This window comes from Geothermobacter hydrogeniphilus, assembly GCF_002093115.1.
Lineage (GTDB): Bacteria > Desulfobacterota > Desulfuromonadia > Desulfuromonadales > Geothermobacteraceae > Geothermobacter_A > Geothermobacter_A hydrogeniphilus.
Genome location: NZ_NAAD01000010.1, coordinates 46,680 through 64,084 on the forward strand (window position 1 = coordinate 46,680; position 17,405 = coordinate 64,084).

Below are 17,405 nucleotides of genomic sequence, written 5' to 3' on the forward strand. Positions count from 1 at the left end.
CTATCCACCGGGACAAAGCTTACCACAGCCCGTCCCGTTTATGGCACCCTTGTTGCTTGACAAGACTCATAAAAGCCTATAGTTTTTAGTGAATTTTGATTAAGGGAGGATAGTTGCCGGTGATCCCGGACAGCTTTCAGTTGATGTTGCGCCTGCGTTATTTTCTACCTCTTTTGCTGCTGACCGCCTGCGCCCCCGCGACGGGCGTTGCTCCGACCGCCGTCCCGGCGACGGACATTGACCAGATACGACAACTGCAGTCAAATCTGCAGAACCGGCTGACAGAGCTGGAGAACCGTTTGGCCCGAGTTGAGAATCAACTCGACAAGCAGCGGCAGCAACTCGATCAACCCCGAAACAGCACCGAAATGGGCACCGGGGACGGTCAAATCACGGAATCAAAGCCGCAACCGACTCCCCGGCAGACGACGGACGACACCGGCAACGGGCAGACGCCGACCGCCCTCTACCTGCGCGCCTTTTCCGCTTACGCGGCAGGCCGTTACGCCGAGGCCACTGATGACTTTCGCCAGTTTCTTGATCTTTACCCGCGCAATCCCTTTGCCGGCAACGCGCAGTTCTGGCTTGGAGAATGCTATTATCGGAAGCATCTGCTGAAACGGGCCGTCGACGAATTTGCAAAAGTCGTCTCGATCGACCCATCCGGCAAAAAGGCGCCGGACGCCCTGTTGCGCATGGTCGCTGTTTACCGGGAACTGGACCGACCGATCATGGCCGAACAGACCCTGCAACAGCTGCTGACGGATTATCCGGACAGTGCCGCCGCCCGCAAGGCCGGCACCCGCTGACCAACACGGCGGACGAAACCCCGTTGCGACGACAACTCTTGATGCTTTCGCAAAAAAGCATCAAGAGTGTTGGCTAAGCAAAAAGCGCCGGCAGCAAGGCGCGCGATTGTCGAGCAATGAGGCGTACTTACGTACGTCGAAGCAGCGAGGCAAGCGCAGCAACGCAGCAGCTGGTGAGTTTTTGCGACGCCATCAACAATTTGACCGATCTGATCACTTGCTTTGGTCCATTCCTCTTCAAGGACAGGCATTCAAGGGGGTTTGCATGAAAAAATCGCTACTGTTGATTCTGTCTCTGCTGCTTCTGCTGCCGGCTCTGGCCGCCGCCGGCGGGAGCCCGGCCACCCGCACCTACGTGATAAAAAAGGGCGATACCCTGTGGGGCATTTCCCAACGTTTCATCAAGGACCCCTACTACTGGCCCAACCTCTGGTCCAACAATCCCTTCATCACCAATCCGCACCTGATCTACCCGGGACAGAAGGTCGCCATCTACGACGGCAGAATCGAACTGGTTCCCGAATTCCCTGAACCGGAACAGCCCGCGACCCAACCCGCCGAGAAGAAGGAAACACCGGCGGAGCCGACCGCGACCACAGCCCGGGCAAGCCAACCGCTGCCTGAAGTCCAGGAAGCCATCACCATCCGCACCATGGGTGGTGCCGAGGGCTTCGTCAGCCTCGATCAGATCGACAATGCCGGCACCCTCATCGACGCCACCGACAACCGCCTGATGATGGCCGCCGGCGACACCGTTTTCTGCGACATGAAAAACCTCGCCGACACCCACCCGGGCGACACCTTCTCCCTGGTTGAAGTCGGCAGGGAGGTTCTTCACCCGATCACCGGAGAACCGGTCGGACGCCAGATCGCCGAAACCGGGGCACTGGAAGTGGTCAGCGTCAACAATTCGGTGGCAACCGCCCGCATCATCAGCTCCAACCGGGAAATCCATCGCTCCAACCTGCTGATTCCCTTCAGCGCACCGTTACTTGAGGTTGAACTCAAACGCTCCGACAAGCCGATTGAAGGTGTCATCATCTCGGCCAAGGAGAACAAGATCGGTATCGGCCAGCACGACATCATCTATCTCGATCTCGGCACCGCCGACGGGCTACAGATCGGCAACATGGTCAACATCAGCCGCAAGCGCAAGCCATCCGAATTCATTGTCAATAAAACCGAGGTCGAACTTCCTGATGTTCTGCTCGGGGCGGCGGTGGTTCTGACCACCGAGGAGCACACCTCCTCGGCCCTGGTCCTCAAGAGCGTGGAGACCCTGCTGCGCGGCGACAAGGTGACCACGGTTACCGAGTAGGCGCCGGACATTTGTACTGCGTTTTGCAAAAAAGGGTTGAAGCCGCCAGGCCTCAATCCTTTTTTTCCGCTATTGCCCGAACCTGGAAGGTTTCGGCCCTCTATGGATGGAGACGCCGATGGATATTGGCAGCAACGAGGACTGGCTGCGGCTGCACCTGATTGCCGGACTCGGCAGACAGGGACTGTTCAAACTGATGCGCTGTTACGGCACACCGGCCGCCGCCCTGGCCGCCGACCCGGCCGAGTGGCGTACGGTCGCGGGACTGCGCCGTGACCTGAGCCCGGCGCGACAGCAGGTCGACAATACCCGCCGCCTTGAAGCCACCCTGGAACAGCTTGAATCTCTCAACGTGGAACTGGTTTCCTACTGGGACCGGCATCGCTACCCGGCGGCTCTGCGTACCATCGCCGACCCACCGGCGCTGCTTTACCTTCGCGGGCAACTGAACAGCGACGAGGCCGCCCTGGCGGTGGTCGGCTCACGCAAGGCCACAGGGCCCGGTCGACGCTTTACGGAACAGATCGCTTCCGAACTGGCGGCCGCCGGAATCTGCATTGTCAGCGGCCTGGCGCGCGGCATCGACACCGCCGCCCATCGCGGCGCCCTGGCGGTCGGAGGACGGACCATCGCCGTCCTCGGCTGCGGCATCGACCGCGTCTACCCCCCGGAAAACGATGCCCTGTTCCAGCAGATCGCCGAGCAGGGGGCCGTTCTCTCGGAATACCCGCCCGGGACGGAACCTTTGGCCGGGCATTTCCCGGGCCGCAACCGCATCATCAGCGGCCTCTGCCGCGGCGTTCTGGTGGTCGAGGCGGCCACCGGCAGCGGCTCGCTGCTGACCGTCGACTTTGCCCTCGAATCGGGACGGGAGGTCTTCGCCGTCCCCAACCAGGTGCGGTCGGCAACCAGCAACGGCGTCAACCAGCTGCTCAAGGACGGGGCCCACGTGGTGACCGACAGCCGCGACATTCTTGAGGTTCTCTGGCCCCATGTCCGATCCGGCGAAAGTTCTCCCCGAACGGGAGAGGATCTTCCGGAGTTGCCGGAGCATCAGCACAAGCTATTGAAACTGCTGAGTTTTAATCCGATTCATCGTGACCAGCTGCTGCGGACAAGTGGCTTGACACCCATGGAGCTTTCCGATAGTTTACTGCACCTAGAACTGTCCGGACACGCAACCCAGCTGCCCGGCGGTCATTACATCCGCGCCCGCTGAGCCAGGCGCGGCCAACCGATGGAGCAAGAAACGCCTGTGCGGGACCGTGTCCTGGCTATTGTCAGTCTAATCGCCCAGTATGTCATGGAAGAGCCCGAACTCTTCAACGAACGTGACATCGTCGAGCAACTGCTCGAGGAAGGGTTCGAAGCCGAGGAGATTGATGCGGCCTTCAGCTGGATGGAGCGACTTTCATTTGTCGATGAAAGACGGTCCGGCGACCTCGGCCTGAGCGAGCCGACCTACCGCGTCTTTACCGGTGAAGAGACCCAACAGCTCTCCTGCGAAGCCCGCGGTTTCCTGGTTCGGCTGCGGGCTCTCGGCATCCTCAACGACGACCTGCAGGAAGAGATCATTGACAAAGCCGTGCAGTTGAGCGAAGACGAGGTCAGCCTCAAGGAAATCAAGGCACTCACCGCCCTGACCCTCTTCAGCCGTTCCCAGGCCAACTGGCAAAGGGAAGTCGACTGCTTCATGGAAGACGACTGGTCGCGACTCTATCATTGACCTGACGACAGCCGGCTGCGGATGATACCGCAGCCTTTTTGCTTCCGGCTCGCGAGACCGCCACAACACACAGAGATCATCATGGCCAAGACCCTCGTTATAGTTGAATCCCCCGCCAAAGCCAAAACCATCGAGAAGTTCCTCGGTGCGGGCTACAAGGTACTGGCATCCTACGGGCATGTTCGCGCCCTGCCGAGCAAGCAGGGATCGGTCGATGTCGACAACGACTTCGAACCGCGCTACCACGTTCTGCCGGAGAGCAGCAAGCACATCAGTACCCTGAAGAAGGAACTCAAGGGCGTCGATGAACTGATTCTCGCGACTGACCCCGACCGCGAAGGAGAGGCGATCGCCTGGCACCTGCTGCAGGCCCTCGGCATCGATCCGCAAAAGCGCAAGCCGGTGGTCAAACGGGTCACTTTTCACGAAATCACCAGAGGCGCCATCCAGCAGGCCCTGGCCGAACCGGGCGAAATCTCGCGTGAACTGGTCGATGCCCAACAGGCGCGTTCCATCCTCGACTACCTGGTCGGCTTCAATCTCTCCCCCTTCCTGTGGAAGAAAATCCGCTACGGCCTCTCCGCGGGGCGCGTGCAATCGGTCGCATTGCGACTGATCTGTGAGCGGGAAAAAGAGATCAACGCCTTCAAAAGCGATGAATACTGGACCATCGAAGCCGACCTGAACAGCGACGCCGGAAAGCCGTTCAAGGCCAGGCTGGCCGCCATCGACGGCAAGAAGCTGACCAAGCTGGCCATCGGCAACGAACAGCAGGCCAAAGAACTGGTCTCTGAACTGAAACAACAGAGCTACCGGGTGGCCGGGCTGCAGGTCAAACAGAAAAAACGCAACCCTTCCCCCCCCTTCACCACCAGCACCCTGCAGCAGGAGGCGAGCCGCAAACTCGGCTTCTCGGCCCGCAAGACCATGCAGGTTGCCCAGAAGCTGTACGAGGGGATCGATATCGGTGAAGGGGCCATCGGCCTGATCACCTACATGCGAACCGACTCGGTGGTCCTGTCGAAGGTCGCGACCGATGAAGCGCGCGAGCTGGTAACTGAACGTTTCGGTCGTGAATACGCCCTGGCCAAGCCCCGCGTTTTCCGCAACAAGGCCAAGAACGCCCAGGAAGCTCACGAAGCGGTGCGGCCGACCAGCCTCAAGCGAACCCCGGAAGAGCTGCGCAGCAAACTGAGCCTCGACCAGTACAAACTCTACCGGTTGATCTGGCTGCGCACCATGGCCTCACAGATGGCCGCAGCCATCCTCGACGCCACCAGCGTCGATATCAGCGCCGGCGACCGCTTCCAACTGCGCGCCAGCGGTCAGGTGGTGCGTTTCCCGGGCTTCATGCAGCTCTACACCGAGGGCCGGGACGAACCGGTGGAAGAGGAATCGGGCATCCTGCCGCCGCTGGCGGAACAGGAAAAACTTGACCTGCTCAAGCTCAGCCCGGAACAGCACTTTACCCAGCCGCCGCCGCGCTTTACCGAGGCAACCCTGGTCAAGACCCTGGAGGAAAACGGCATCGGACGCCCCTCCACCTACGCCAGCATCATCCAGACCCTGGCCAACCGCAAGTATGTCCGGCTGGAAAAGCGCACCTTCTTCCCCGAAGACATCGGCATGGTGGTCAGTGACCTGCTGGCCAGGCATTTTGAAAAGTATGTTGACTATGACTTCACCGCGAAGATGGAGGAGGATCTCGACGCCATCTCCCGCGGCGAACAGCAATGGCGTCCGGTTCTGCGGCAGTTCTGGGAACCCTTCATCAGCCTGCTGCGCCAGAAGGAGCAGGAAGTCAACAAGGATGATGTCACCACCGAGAAAACCGGTCAGGAATGCCCCGAGTGCGGCAAGGAGCTGGTGATCAAGCTCGGTCGGCGCGGCAAGTTCCTCGCCTGCAGCGGCTTCCCCGACTGTCGCCACACCCAGCCGTTGAAGAACGGTTCAGAGCAGGAGCCGGAAGAGCCGGAGTACTCGGACCAGAACTGCGACAAGTGCGGTGCCAGGATGCTGATCAAACAGGGACGCTACGGCAAGTTCCTCGCCTGCAGCGCCTATCCCGCATGCAAAAACATCCAGCCGCTGGTCAAACCGAAGGCCCTGGACATTCCCTGCCCTGAATGCGGCGAAGGGGAGATGATGGAAAAGAAGAGCCGCTACGGCAAAATCTTCTATTCCTGCAACCGTTACCCCAAGTGCAAGTATGCCCTCTGGAATCCGCCTAAAGCCGAGCCCTGTCCCAAGTGCAGCTGGCCCCTGACCGAGATCAAGACCACCAAGCGTTACGGGACCGTCCGCAGGTGTCCGCAGGAAAACTGCGATTTCGAGGAAACCCTGGTGGCGCCGGAGAAACCGGTCTCAACGAAAAAGAAGCCGGCCGCCAAAAAAGCCAGGTAAGGACCGGATTCACCTCCCCCATGGAAACGCATCCGATCACTGTTATCGGCGCCGGTCTGGCGGGCTGCGAAGCAGCCTGGCAGATCGCGCGGCACGGCCTGCCGGTCGTACTCAAAGAAATGAAGCCGGAACGCATGAGCCCGGCTCATCATTCCCCGCGGTTCTGTGAACTGGTCTGTTCCAACAGCCTGCGCGGCACGCAGTTGAGCAACGCCGTCGGCCTGCTCAAGGAGGAGATGCGCCGCCTGCGGAGCCTCTTCATCCTCACCGCCGACCGCCACGCGGTTCCTGCCGGAGGCGCCCTCGCCGTTGCCCGCGACGATTTCGCCGCCGCCATCACCGCCGCCGTCCGCAGCCATCCGCTGATCGAAGTCGTTACCGGCGAAGTAACCGAACTGCCGAACGAAGGCTGGACCATTGTCGCCAGCGGACCGCTCACCTCGGAGGCCCTGAGCACCTCGATTGCCCGTCTGACCGGCACCGAGCAGCTCTACTTCTATGATGCCATCGCCCCGATCGTCGAAGCCGGATCGATTGACATGTCGGTCGCCTGGCGCGCCTCGCGCTATGGTCGCGGCGAGGACGACTACATCAACTGCCCCCTGAACGAAACCGAATACCGGCAATTCGTCACTGAACTGCGCCGGGCCGAGAAGGTGCCGGCCCGGGACTTTGAAAAACTGATCCATTTCGAGGGTTGCATGCCGATTGAGGAGATGGCCGAACGGGGCGAGATGACCCTCGCCTTCGGCCCCCTCAAACCGGTCGGCCTGCCCGACCCGCGCACCGGTCGGGAACCCTTCGCCGTCCTGCAGTTGCGCCAGGATGACCGCCACGGCCAGCTCTACAACATGGTCGGCTGCCAGACCAAGCTGACCTACCCCGAGCAGCGGCGGATTTTCCGCAGCCTGCCGGGACTGCGGCAGGCCGAATTCGCCCGGCTCGGCAGCATGCATCGCAATACATTTCTCAACGCCCCGCGCTGCCTGACCCCGACCCTGCAGTTCAGGGAAGCAGAACACCTGCTGTTCGCCGGCCAGATCACCGGCGTCGAAGGCTATGTCGAATCAGCCGCCTGCGGCTTCCTCGCCGGCTGTTTCGCCGCCCGCCTGGCACGCGGTGAAGAGATCTCCCTGCCGCCGGAAACAACCGGGTTCGGTGCCCTGCTGGCCCATCTGCGACATGCCGACGACAACCATTTCCAGCCATCCAACATCAACTACGGCCTCTTCCCCCCTCTTGCGCAACGCATCCGCAAACGCAGTGAGAAACGACTTGCCCTGGCCGAACGCGCCCTGCGGGACCTGCGGGCCTGGTGGGCCGAAATCAACCCCGAACGATCCTCCTGAACAACATTTTTTCTCCTGATTTCAGGCAACTGCTTGTTGAACAAGCCTTTTTCCTTTATCATTAGCCTTAGGCCGGTGATTGAATCACTGGTCAAGCCTTGATCTGACTCCGGTCCCCTGCCGACTGCCACCGGCAAACCGGTATCCTGTCTTCAACAGGTTGCGACCCGCTATGGCTGACAATATTCTGTTCACTGCAGACCCGGTCGAACTGCTCGACACCCTGCGCGAATTCTCTTTCCTGCAGCCCTACAACCTGGCTGTTTTTTCCGAACGGGAAGGGCTGGTCGCGTTTCGAGGAGAAAAAAACCGGATGTGCGGCGCCTTCGGCGAGAACTGGCTCTGTCTCGATGGTTGCGACAAGAACTACAAACAGGAAATCGATCGCGCCGTCAGCGAACGCAAGGCACGTATTTTCAACTGCTCCAGCGGATTGCTCAATTTCGTGCTCCCGTTCCAGGACCGCGATCAACACATCCACTACCTGCTTGCCGGCGGCATTCGGGATCAGGCCACCGACCTCGAACACCTGGAAACCATTATCCGTGACCGCCAGATCAACGGCATCTATTTTCTTGAACAGTGGGAGCAGCTGCCAAGCACCACGCGTCTCGCGGTCAAGGATGTAATTGACAATATCTACGGGGTGCTGCCGCTGATCGGGGACAACAATTACTACGCCCGGGTCTATGAACGCACCGTCGACCTCATCAATACCATCTCCGACCTTGGTCCGGAAATCGACCGGGCGGAAACGGTCGATGATGTCATCCAACTGCTCAGCGAAACCCTGACGGTGCTGTTCAATATCCCCCGCATCGCGATCCTCTACCCGCAGGGCAACAAACGCCAACTGATTCTCAAAGGCCTGCTCGGACTGGACAACGGTGCCGCCATCCGCCTGGGGGCAAAGAGTTCCGGGGTCCTGATGCAGCGCAAGGGTGAGCGATCCCTGGTGCTGCGCGGCAAACAACTGAAGAGTCTTTTCCCCTATCTCGATGCCGAACACCTGAGCTGCCTGCCGCTGCTGGTCGACAATAAACTGATCGGCTTTCTCGCTCTCTTCGACCACGAACTTTCCCAACGCGACCTGATGATCATCGAACTGCTCTGCAGCCGCATCGCCGGCAAACTGCTGCGTCTGCGCCGGCGCCGCAACCGGGAGCAGGAAAGCCAGCGTTCCCGGCAGCTGCTCGATATGGTCAGCCGTCTCGCGCAACTGGAAAATTCCCAGCATTTCCACCAGGGGCTGGTCGAGATGGCAACCGATCTGCTCGATGCCGGCAAGGGCTCGCTGATGCTGCTCGACGACCGCCGGGAAAAGCTCGCCATCGTCGCCTCCATCGGCATGAACCGCCAACTGGCACGCAACATGAAACTGCTCAAGGGGCAGGGCATCGCCGGCCGGGTGGTGATCACCGGCAGCCCGATGCTGGTCCACGATATTGAACAGGATCAACGTGTCAGCATTGACAAACGTCCTCGTTTCGCGACGCAATCCTTTCTCTGCCTGCCCTTCCGCAGTGAAAATGAAATCATCGGCGTCCTCAACCTGAGCGACAAGAACAACGGCAGCGCCTTCACCGTTGCCGACCTGAAAACGGTCGAGCCGCTGCTCGAGCATGCCGGCAGCCTGGTGCGGCGCGCCGGCACCCTGGAGCGCGCCAGCCTGCTTGAGGAACTTTCTTCCTGCGACAGTCTGACCGGACTGCACAATCGACGCTTCCTCGACCAGCGGCTGGACGAGGAACTGAACCGCAGTTCACGTCAGAAGCTGGAATTTTCGGTGCTGCTGCTCGATATCGACCACTTCAAGAACTACAACGATCACTGCGGCCACCTGGCTGGCGACAAGGCCCTGAAAAAACTCTCGCATCTGCTGCGTCGTTCCGCCCGGGAGATGGATTCCGTCACCCGCTTCGGCGGCGAGGAGTTCTGTATTCTGCTGCCGGAAACCGGGCGCGAACCGGCCCGCATGGTTGCCGAACGCATCCGCCACGGCATCGAACGAGAACCCTTTTACCAGGAAGAGGTGCTGCCCGGCGGCCGTCTCACCATCAGTATCGGCATTTCCTGTTACCCGGCCGACGGTGACAGTGCCGAGGCGCTGCTTGAAGCCGCCGACCGCGCCCTCTACCAGGCCAAGGACAACGGCCGCAATCGCATTCAGCTGTTCGAACCCACCCTGCGCCAGCAGCGCATTGTTTTCATCTGATCTCACCGGGGCGGACCCTCCCGGCCTCTCCCATCTTGCCTGAAAGCCCGGTTGCGGCTACAATCGCCATTCCCAATCACCGAATCGAGTTCGCCATGCAGCAGAAAAACAATGATCAGCCGCCTGAACTGGTTCTCGCTTCCGCCTCCCCGCGGCGCCGGGAGCTTCTCCAGCGGGTCGGCCTGAATTTCGCCGTCGTCCCGAGTACCGCGCCGGAGGACGAAATCCCCGGGGAATCCCCCGAACAGCACGTCATCCGCCTCAGTGAAGCCAAAGCCCGCGAGGTCGCCGGCCGCGCCGCCCAGCCTGGACGTTATTTCATCGGCAGCGATACCATTGTCCTGCGCGACGATGCCATTCTCGGCAAACCGGCCGACGCCGGACAGGCCGCCGCCATGCTGCGCACCCTGTCCGGCCGACGCCACCGGGTCCTGTCCGGATTCGCAGTGGTCGACCGCGCTTCCGGCAAATGCTACAGCGGCGCGGTCAGCACCAAAGTCTTGTTCAAACAACTTACGGAGGCGGAAATCAGCGGCTACATCGCCACCGGCGAACCCTTTGACAAGGCCGGCGGCTACGCTATCCAGGGGATCGGTACGTTCATGGTTCGATCCATCGAAGGCAGCTACAGCAATGTCGTCGGTCTGCCGCTGGCCGAACTGCTCGACCTGCTCGCCGAGATCGGCGCCGCCACCCCCTTTCCGCAAGCGGAGAGAACGACATGACCATCGCCGCCAACCTCAAAGACATCCGGCAGCAGATCGAGGCCGCCTGCCGACGCTGCGGACGCGATTCCCGTGACGTCAGGCTGGTCGCCGTCAGCAAGAAAAAACCCGCCGCCGCCATCGAAGCCGCTTTCATGGCCGGCCAGAAGCTGTTCGGCGAAAGCTATGTCCAGGAATTCTGTGACAAGCAGGAACAGATCGACCAACCGCTCGAATGGCATTTCATCGGCGGGCTGCAAAGCAACAAGGTCAAGTACCTGCGTGGCAGAACCGCGCTGATCCACTCCGTTGACCGGCTCTCCCTGGCCCGGGAGATCAGCCGCCAGTGGCAGAAGATCGGGCAGCGCGCAGACATCCTGCTACAGTTCAACCTCGGCCGCGAAGCGAGCAAGAGCGGAGCCGACGAGAACCAGGCCCTCGAACTGGCCAGGGCGGTCAGCGAGCTGCCGGGACTGCAGATCCGCGGACTGATGACCCTGCCCCCCTGGGATGAGGAGCCGGAACGGGTGCGGCCCTACTTCCGCCGGCTGCGTGAGTTGGCCGGCGAGATCGAAGCGGCCGGGCTGCCCGATGTCCGCATGGAGGAGCTTTCCATGGGCATGAGCCACGATTTCGAGGTTGCCATCGAGGAAGGAGCGACCCTGATCCGTGTCGGGACGGCCATTTTCGGAGCGCGGGACTAAAAGAGATGAACTGCTCCGGCCGAATTCAAACCGCTCGTCTGCTCCGCTGATCATGGGCCGCCTGCGGCAACGCGACATCGCGCTGTTTTTCTTTCCGCTGCTGCTCAACGTGCAGCTGATGAGCATCTCCCACACCGTCATCAACGGCGCCCTGGCGCGGCTGGAAGACTACGTCACGGCACTGGCCGGTTTTTCGGTGGCGATGGTGATCCATCTCTTCATCGCCTCCCCGTCCTACCAGAACCACACCGTCGCCATCGCCATGGTCAGGGGACGCAGATCGCTCAAGGCGGTGCTGCTGTTCGTGCTGCTGGTCGCCGCCTACGTGTCCCTGATGCTGTCGCTGATCGCCTTCACGCCGCTCGGCAACCTGGTGCTGGAAAGAATCCTCAGCACCCCGCCGCAGATCGCCGAAGAGACCCGCAGGACCCTTCGCCTGCTGGTGCTGCTGCCCCTGTTCACCGGACTGCGCGGCCTCTTCCAGGGGCTGGTGATCCAGGCGCGCCGCACATCCCTGGTCTCTCTGGCCACCGGGGTCCGGGTCGGCTTCCTGTTGCTGCTGCTCACTTTAGGAAACAGCTGGTTCTCCGGCGCCGCGCTCGGGGCCTTCGCCCTGGTCGGCTGTATCATGATTGAGACCCTGTTGATGGGATTGTTCGCCTGGCGGGTTCACCTGCCCCGGGACAAGGAGGCGGTGGAGGATTCCACCGGCAGCATCCTGCGCTACGCCTTCCCCCTCGCCTGGTCCTCCTGCCTGCAGCAGACCGTGCCATTGCTGATCAATGCCATCATCAGCCGCCTGCCGGACGCGCCTCTGGCATTGGCAGCCTTCGGCGTCATCCGCGGATTCCTGTTCCTGCTCGCCGGCCCGATGCGCAACCTGCAGCAGGCCTACCTGACCCTGGTCCGCGGGGATGAAGACAGAGCGGTACTGGTCCGCTTCCACCTGCTGCTGGCCATCGGCATGGGCGCACTGATCCTGCTGGTCGCCGGGCCTTTGAGCGCGACCGTCCTCGGCGGCTGGCTGGGCGTCGCCGACCGGTTGCGCGGCTACATCACCTGGCCGCTGGCCGCCTGCGGCATCTTCCCGCTGCTGTACGGCACCACCAACCTGTTGCGCGGCTGGTTCGCCGGCGCCCGGCAGACCGCCCGTCTCGGACATTCCACGCTGCTGAAGGGTTTCTTCATCCTGCTGCTCTGGCCACTGATCCTCTGGCTGCGGCCCCCGCTTTCCGGCATCGGCGTCGCGATCATGCTGCTGATCGCGGCCGAAATCCTGGAAACCGTCTATCTTGCCCGGCAGCGCTCAAAACTCGGGAGCAGGGTTGAGCATTTGCTGCCACGGTAGTTCAAAGGTGCGAGGTGCGAGGTGCGAGGACCGGCACGGTCGTGCCGGTCCCGGTCTTCAGCGGGTGCCCAGCAACTGCAGCAGCACGCCGACGGCGGCGTCCCCGGTGGCCTCTTCGGCAGCGCCGAACCAGCTGACTTCGATCTGTCGGGCCGAAACCTTGAAGATGTAGAGCAACCGCGAGCGAACCGCGTCGACCCGCCTGCGGGCCAACTTCAGGTCGGCCCGGGTGCCGCGCGAGACCCCCTGAATTTTCAGTTTCCTCGCCGGGTCCTTCTTCAGCGCCGCGGCCAGTTCGGCGATCGCCTCCGTCCCCCCTTCAGGCGTGGTACCGTCGGGCTGGTAACGCAGGGGCACCCGCTTGAGAACCTTCCGCGGGACGACCCGACGAGGGGCCGGGGCCGATTTCACGGCGACAGACTGGCGATGGACCGCCCGCTTCCGGGACTCACCGTTCCGGGCGGACGCGGCCGCCGGGCGCGGTGACGCCCCCCCGGCAAAGGCCTCCGTGGACACGAACGCGATGTCAACCCGACGGTTGCGGGCTCGTCCCGCCTCGCTGCCATTGGCGGCGAGCGGTCGGGAGGAATCGAGCCAGGCGATGCCGATCCGCCCTTTGGCAATCCCGTACTCATTGACCAGCAGATTTCTCACCGCCCTGGCCCGATCGTGAGAGAGGCGAACGTTGAGCGCGTGGGAACCGGTGTCGTCGGTGTGCCCGGCGAGGGCAATCCTGGTCCGGGGGTGGCTCTTCAGTTCACCCGCCAGTCGGGCAACAGCCGCCCGATCGCGCGGGCTGACCCGCGCCGAATTCAGACCGAAATGAACCTGGAATCCCGACAGGTTGACCGCCCCGAAACCGACCGACGGCACCAGCAGTCCTAGACAGCAGCCGATAAGTATCCAAGATCGCAACATGAAATGAATCCTCCCCAGTGTATTTTCAAACCGTGACCGACCCTTCAGGACGACAGGCAACGGTCCTCAGGGTAACACACCAAATGTCCGCAATTCATGAAAAATCGAATTCCGCTATGATGAAGAGATGAAGGAAAAAAAACACCCCTGCCCCGACTGCCGCATGTGCCAGTGGTGTTCGGATGACCGTTGCCGGCTCTGCCTGAAGAGCGGAACCGGCTGCCGCAAAAAACTCTCGATGGCGGAGCAGATTGCGCTGTACGAAGAACTCAACTGCGTTCCCTGCCGGGCGCAGGCCAAAAACAGGTTGCATCATCCGGATAAACGGATAAAATAGCGGACATGCGTGAATATGCCCGTTTTTTCAAGGCTCTCTCCGACCCGACCCGGCTACGGATCCTGCTGCTGCTTTCGCGCGGGGAACTTTCGGTCGGCGATTTGACCCGCAGTCTGAAACTGCCGCAGTCGACGGTGTCGCGCCATCTCGCCTACCTGCGCGGCGCCGGTTGGGTGGATGATCGCCGTGACGGGGTCAGAATCATCTATCAGCTGGTCAAATCGGGCATCGACATGCAGCGCCGGCTGCTGTTCCTGCTGGAAAAGGAACTCTACGACCTGCCGGTGGTGCAGCAGGACTTCAAGGCGCGGGACAACCTCAAGCAGGCGCAACCGGCAAGGCAGGCCCCCACGGCCGGGGTCCCGCCGGATCGCTCCTACCGCTGAACAGCCCTCTGCTACCCTCCTGCACTTTTCAGCCCCCACGAATCCACTGGTTCAGGTTTCCACCTGGCGGACTCAGCCTTCACCGGCAATGGCGCGGTCGATCGACAACCTTCCACCGCCTTTTATCAACAGGGCCAGGGCGATACCGAGAGCCAGCAGGTGGTACTCGAAACCCTCGCCCTGCTGGTTGCCGAACCAGTTCATGAAAAAACCGTTCTGCCAGTGAACCATGGCAATCGCTCCGGCCATCACCGCCGCCACCCCGAGAGCGCCGAGACGAGTCAGGAAACCGACGATCAGCCCCAGGGCGCCAAGGGACTCGGCCAGGATCACCAGCACGGCAACCGCGCCGGGCAGCCCCATCGTGGCGGTGAAGAAACCGTAAGTACCGGAAAAACCATGACCGCCGAACAGGCCCAGGGTCTTCTGCAAGCCGTGCGGCAGGATGACGATGCCAAGGGTCAGTCTGAGCAGCAGCAGGATAATATCATCGCTTGTATGAAGGCATTTTTTCCACATTTGTCTTTCCTTTCAAAGTAGTTTAAATTCAAACTATCTGTCGAACGAAAATTCAGTCGCCGACTCCCAGCTTGCGACAGAGACGCCGCAGCGTCTCCTGTTCTTCGGCACTGAGAACGTCCAGACGCTGTTTAATGCCGGCGACCTGGCGCGGCATGATGCGGGCGATCAGTTCCCGTCCGGAATCGGTCAACGCGACACTGTAATAACGCCGGTCTTCCGCCTGGCGCCGTCGTTTAACCAAACCGCGCTTCTCCAGGTTGTCAACCACGGTGGTCACATTGCCGCCGCTTCTGAGAAGCTTTCTGCCAATGTCCCGCTGACAAAGCGGGCCGAGATGGTAAAGCGCCTCAAGGGTGCCGAACTGACCGACCGTCAATTTTTCCGCGGCAAGATGACGCGTGGTGTCGGCGGTAACCACTTCGCTGCAGCGCAACAGATTGATATAAGTACTGAGTGCCCGTCGTTCAGATGTCGTTCCCGGATACTTCGTCGCCATAGCCAGTTCCATGTCAAATGGTTTAAATTTAAACTATCAGCACCATGAAGCGGTTGTCAAGCCCCGCACCATCAGGCGGAAAACATTTCAGTACCCGGTATGAACGAACATCACCTGGCCGGGAGTGAATTCGTCGTTGGTTTTGCCGAGTCAGCGCCGATGTCACTTCCGCCAAGCAGGTAGATCTTGCCCCACGGCCGCTGCTACGGCTTCAGACATAGATCAAGAAACACGACTACAGCCCTGAATTTGACCTGAATCAGTGGGTTCATGGCGGAGGAAGACGGAGACCCGAGGACAAATTCTCAGCCGTCGGAAGGGTCAACCCGGGCGGCCAGATCGAAAAACAGTTCCTGATCGAGAATCAGCGCCAGACCGTCGGTCTTGCTGCGGCGGCCGATGGCGACAATCCAGTTTTTCCATTCGACGGGGAAGACATCCGCCGCATCGGTGATCAGTTCGGCGGACAACTCCTCGACTGCATCCACCGCATCGACCGAAAAGGCCACCTGCGCGCCCTCATGCTCCAGGATCACGGCAACCTGCCGGCGGGTCTGTTCCCTGACAATCTGGCGGAATGCGGCAAACAGCTCGATCATGACGGAAAGTTCGTGTTCCCTGGTCTGCTCGATGAGGGTGTAAGCAGCCTCGAATTTACCGGCGATCTCGTACTTTTTAACCTTTTCGGCAATCGCGTGGATGGTTCGGTGAGGCGTATCGAATTTTCGCAACAGTCCCTGCAGCACCAGGTCATCGGTGGTGTAGGAATCGTACCACTTGCCGAAGGCGCACTTGTGCGGGTCGGTCGCCAGGGCGAATTCACGCTGTTCCTTGACCGACAGCTCCAACTGGTCAAGCCAGTTGCGATGATCATTTTCCCGCTGATCAATCAGCGAGCAGAGACTTTCGGCCGTCTCGGAAATCGACTTTCGGCCGAGCAGGACACGAAAGTCGACCAGGGGAACAATCTGCCCACGGTGATTGATCGTCCCAGAGAGGTATTGTTCGGTACCGGGCAACCTGGTCAATGGCGGCATCGCCACCATGTCATGGACATCCAGCGCGTTGATCGCAAAACTGTTCTGGTCAATATTGACCACGATCCACAACTGGTTGCCGAATTCAACCTGCTGACGACAGGCGGTTTGCACAGACATGAGGGCTCCCCGGGATAAAGATACAGACAATTGAATATCCTTCCATTCCGTATCGTCATCCGAGAATAAAAGTTTAGGCTGGAATCGACGATCATGCCCGATGGTGTCACAAAACAGGTCACTGCAGCAGCAACGCCGGATCAAAACCGATACGGATCGCGCCCCAGTGGCGGCCGTCAATCTCCACCGGCAGGGAAAGGTCGCTGAGAATTTCTCTGGTATCCCCTTCCGGTCCCGGAGGAGAAAGGAAGCGACCATGCCGACCACCAACATGTTGCCAGGCCTGCTGCTGGCCGTCAGTATCATCTTCACCCCCGGAAACCTGCCGGCAGGATGGTGGGAAGAGGGGCAGAAGCTGCTGGAAAATGCAACGGCGCCACAAGGAAAACCGGCGCTGTCCGAAGCAGAAATCGGTTCGGGTCTGAAAGAAGCCTTGCGGATCGGCAGCGAGCGGGTGGTTGAACAGCTCGGCAGAGCCGACGGTTTCAACGGCGACGAGGCCATCCACATCCCCCTGCCGCCGGAACTGGAAAAGGTCGACAGCGCCCTGACGGTGATCGGCATGGGCAGGATGACCGAAGATCTCGAACTGCAGCTCAACCGTGCCGCCGAAGCGGCCACGCCGAAGGCGAAAGCCCTGTTCAGCCAGGCCATCAGGGAGATGACCATCGATGACGTGATGGCAATCTACAACGGGCCCGAGGATGCGGCGACCCGCTATTTCAAGGGAAAAATGTCGGCGCCGCTGGCCGAGGAAATGCGCCCGGTGGTCGCAGACAGCTTGACCGAAGTCGGTGCTATCCGCAGCTACGACAGCACCCTGGGTGAATACCGCAACCTCCCCTTCGTCCCCGATATTCATGCCGACCTGACCGGCTGGGTGGTGGAGAAAGGACTGGACGGAATCTTCTACTACCTGGCCAAAGAGGAAGCCGCCATCCGCGCCGATCCGGCCCGGCGCACCACCGAACTGCTGCAGAAGGTGTTCGGCGGCGGGAACTGAATCCGTCCGG

At 61.0% G+C, this 17,405-nt stretch carries 17 protein-coding genes; 13 read left to right on the forward strand and 4 right to left on the reverse strand.

Translation table 11 applies throughout. The features are described 5' to 3' along the window. The first annotated feature begins 119 nt into the window (after positions 1 to 119). The 10 genes from ybgF (at position 120) to B5V00_RS09080 (ending at position 12,576) form a co-directional block, all read left to right on the forward strand. Positions 120 to 809, forward strand: a complete 690-nt coding sequence (gene ybgF / locus B5V00_RS09035) for a tol-pal system protein YbgF (protein ID WP_245803942.1) — start codon at positions 120 to 122, stop codon at positions 807 to 809. Positions 810 to 1,074: 265 nt separating this feature from the next. Beyond that, positions 1,075 to 2,127, forward strand: a complete 1,053-nt coding sequence (locus B5V00_RS09040; RefSeq protein WP_085010458.1) for a LysM peptidoglycan-binding domain-containing protein — start codon at positions 1,075 to 1,077, stop codon at positions 2,125 to 2,127. Positions 2,128 to 2,245: 118 nt separating this feature from the next. Beyond that, positions 2,246 to 3,346 carry a DNA-processing protein DprA gene (gene dprA, locus B5V00_RS09045; RefSeq protein ID WP_172399689.1) on the forward strand — a complete coding sequence of 367 codons (1,101 nt, stop codon included), beginning with the start codon at positions 2,246 to 2,248 and terminating at the stop codon, positions 3,344 to 3,346. Positions 3,347 to 3,382: 36 nt separating this feature from the next. Continuing rightward, complete coding sequence (locus tag B5V00_RS09050) at positions 3,383 to 3,853, forward strand: DUF494 family protein (protein WP_172399690.1); 471 nt, start codon at positions 3,383 to 3,385, stop codon at positions 3,851 to 3,853. Between the two features lie 81 nt (positions 3,854 to 3,934). Then, positions 3,935 to 6,256 (forward strand): type I DNA topoisomerase, encoded by a 2,322-nt coding sequence (gene topA, locus B5V00_RS09055; protein ID WP_085010461.1) that lies wholly within the window; start codon positions 3,935 to 3,937, stop codon positions 6,254 to 6,256. Between the two features lie 20 nt (positions 6,257 to 6,276). Continuing rightward, positions 6,277 to 7,605, forward strand: a complete 1,329-nt coding sequence (gene trmFO / locus B5V00_RS09060; RefSeq protein ID WP_085010462.1) for a methylenetetrahydrofolate--tRNA-(uracil(54)-C(5))-methyltransferase (FADH(2)-oxidizing) TrmFO — start codon at positions 6,277 to 6,279, stop codon at positions 7,603 to 7,605. A 172-nt stretch (positions 7,606 to 7,777) separates the two neighbouring features. After that, positions 7,778 to 9,820: a diguanylate cyclase gene (locus B5V00_RS09065; protein WP_085010463.1), complete on the forward strand. Its 2,043-nt coding sequence runs from the start codon at positions 7,778 to 7,780 to the stop codon at positions 9,818 to 9,820. 95 nt (positions 9,821 to 9,915) lie between these two features. Then, entirely contained in the window at positions 9,916 to 10,545 is a 630-nt protein-coding gene (locus B5V00_RS09070) for a Maf family protein (protein ID WP_085010464.1), read from the forward strand. Further along, a complete protein-coding gene (locus B5V00_RS09075; protein ID WP_085010465.1) occupies positions 10,542 to 11,228 on the forward strand; it encodes a YggS family pyridoxal phosphate-dependent enzyme in 687 nt (228 codons plus the stop codon). The genes B5V00_RS09070 and B5V00_RS09075 overlap by 4 nt, the downstream gene beginning before the upstream one ends. Positions 11,229 to 11,280: 52 nt before the next feature. Then, a complete protein-coding gene (locus B5V00_RS09080; protein WP_085010466.1) occupies positions 11,281 to 12,576 on the forward strand; it encodes a hypothetical protein in 1,296 nt (431 codons plus the stop codon). A 57-nt stretch (positions 12,577 to 12,633) separates the two neighbouring features. Here the strand turns inward: B5V00_RS09080 and B5V00_RS09085 are convergent, their stop codons facing one another. Then, positions 12,634 to 13,494, reverse strand: a complete 861-nt coding sequence (locus tag B5V00_RS09085; protein WP_085010467.1) for an OmpA family protein — start codon at positions 13,492 to 13,494, stop codon at positions 12,634 to 12,636. A gap of 127 nt (positions 13,495 to 13,621) precedes the next feature. Between B5V00_RS09085 and B5V00_RS09090 the strand changes: the two genes are divergently transcribed. Beyond that, positions 13,622 to 13,831, forward strand: a complete 210-nt coding sequence (locus B5V00_RS09090; RefSeq protein WP_085010468.1) for a hypothetical protein — start codon at positions 13,622 to 13,624, stop codon at positions 13,829 to 13,831. Between the two features lie 5 nt (positions 13,832 to 13,836). Next, positions 13,837 to 14,217, forward strand: coding sequence for an ArsR/SmtB family transcription factor (locus B5V00_RS09095; RefSeq protein WP_085010469.1), 381 nt, complete (start codon positions 13,837 to 13,839; stop codon positions 14,215 to 14,217). A 72-nt stretch (positions 14,218 to 14,289) separates the two neighbouring features. On the opposite strand, the gene B5V00_RS09100 is transcribed toward B5V00_RS09095, so the two are convergent. The 3 genes from B5V00_RS09100 to B5V00_RS09110 all read right to left on the reverse strand — a co-directional run bounded on the left by B5V00_RS09100 (position 14,290) and on the right by B5V00_RS09110 (position 16,392). Beyond that, positions 14,290 to 14,736 (reverse strand): DoxX family protein, encoded by a 447-nt coding sequence (locus B5V00_RS09100; protein WP_085010470.1) that lies wholly within the window; start codon positions 14,734 to 14,736, stop codon positions 14,290 to 14,292. A gap of 52 nt (positions 14,737 to 14,788) precedes the next feature. Then, entirely contained in the window at positions 14,789 to 15,235 is a 447-nt protein-coding gene (locus B5V00_RS09105; RefSeq protein WP_085010471.1) for a MarR family winged helix-turn-helix transcriptional regulator, read from the reverse strand. Between the two features lie 305 nt (positions 15,236 to 15,540). Beyond that, positions 15,541 to 16,392 (reverse strand): chemotaxis protein CheW, encoded by an 852-nt coding sequence (locus tag B5V00_RS09110; RefSeq protein ID WP_085010472.1) that lies wholly within the window; start codon positions 16,390 to 16,392, stop codon positions 15,541 to 15,543. A 256-nt stretch (positions 16,393 to 16,648) separates the two neighbouring features. Here B5V00_RS09110 and B5V00_RS09115 point away from each other — a divergent pair, with 256 nt between their 5' ends. Continuing rightward, positions 16,649 to 17,395, forward strand: a complete 747-nt coding sequence (locus B5V00_RS09115) for a DUF4197 domain-containing protein (RefSeq protein ID WP_085010473.1) — start codon at positions 16,649 to 16,651, stop codon at positions 17,393 to 17,395. The last annotated feature ends 10 nt before the right edge of the window (positions 17,396 to 17,405 follow it).

Excerpts from the sequence above, each read along its gene's own strand:
- B5V00_RS09040 (WP_085010458.1), top strand. The coding sequence starts at position 1,075 with ATGAAAAAATCGCTACTGTTGATTCTGTCTCTGCTGCTTCTGCTGCCG.
- dprA (WP_172399689.1), top strand. The coding sequence starts at position 2,246 with ATGGATATTGGCAGCAACGAGGACTGGCTGCGGCTGCACCTGATTGCC.
- topA (WP_085010461.1), top strand. The coding sequence starts at position 3,935 with ATGGCCAAGACCCTCGTTATAGTTGAATCCCCCGCCAAAGCCAAAACC.
- trmFO (WP_085010462.1), top strand. The coding sequence starts at position 6,277 with ATGGAAACGCATCCGATCACTGTTATCGGCGCCGGTCTGGCGGGCTGC.
- B5V00_RS09065 (WP_085010463.1), top strand. The coding sequence starts at position 7,778 with ATGGCTGACAATATTCTGTTCACTGCAGACCCGGTCGAACTGCTCGAC.
- B5V00_RS09070 (WP_085010464.1), top strand. The coding sequence starts at position 9,916 with ATGCAGCAGAAAAACAATGATCAGCCGCCTGAACTGGTTCTCGCTTCC.
- B5V00_RS09075 (WP_085010465.1), top strand. The coding sequence starts at position 10,542 with ATGACCATCGCCGCCAACCTCAAAGACATCCGGCAGCAGATCGAGGCC.
- B5V00_RS09080 (WP_085010466.1), top strand. The coding sequence starts at position 11,281 with ATGGGCCGCCTGCGGCAACGCGACATCGCGCTGTTTTTCTTTCCGCTG.
- B5V00_RS09085 (WP_085010467.1), bottom strand. The coding sequence starts at position 13,494 with ATGTTGCGATCTTGGATACTTATCGGCTGCTGTCTAGGACTGCTGGTG.
- B5V00_RS09090 (WP_085010468.1), top strand. The coding sequence starts at position 13,622 with ATGAAGGAAAAAAAACACCCCTGCCCCGACTGCCGCATGTGCCAGTGG.
- B5V00_RS09095 (WP_085010469.1), top strand. The coding sequence starts at position 13,837 with ATGCGTGAATATGCCCGTTTTTTCAAGGCTCTCTCCGACCCGACCCGG.
- B5V00_RS09100 (WP_085010470.1), bottom strand. The coding sequence starts at position 14,736 with ATGTGGAAAAAATGCCTTCATACAAGCGATGATATTATCCTGCTGCTG.
- B5V00_RS09105 (WP_085010471.1), bottom strand. The coding sequence starts at position 15,235 with ATGGCGACGAAGTATCCGGGAACGACATCTGAACGACGGGCACTCAGT.
- B5V00_RS09110 (WP_085010472.1), bottom strand. The coding sequence starts at position 16,392 with ATGTCTGTGCAAACCGCCTGTCGTCAGCAGGTTGAATTCGGCAACCAG.
- B5V00_RS09115 (WP_085010473.1), top strand. The coding sequence starts at position 16,649 with ATGCCGACCACCAACATGTTGCCAGGCCTGCTGCTGGCCGTCAGTATC.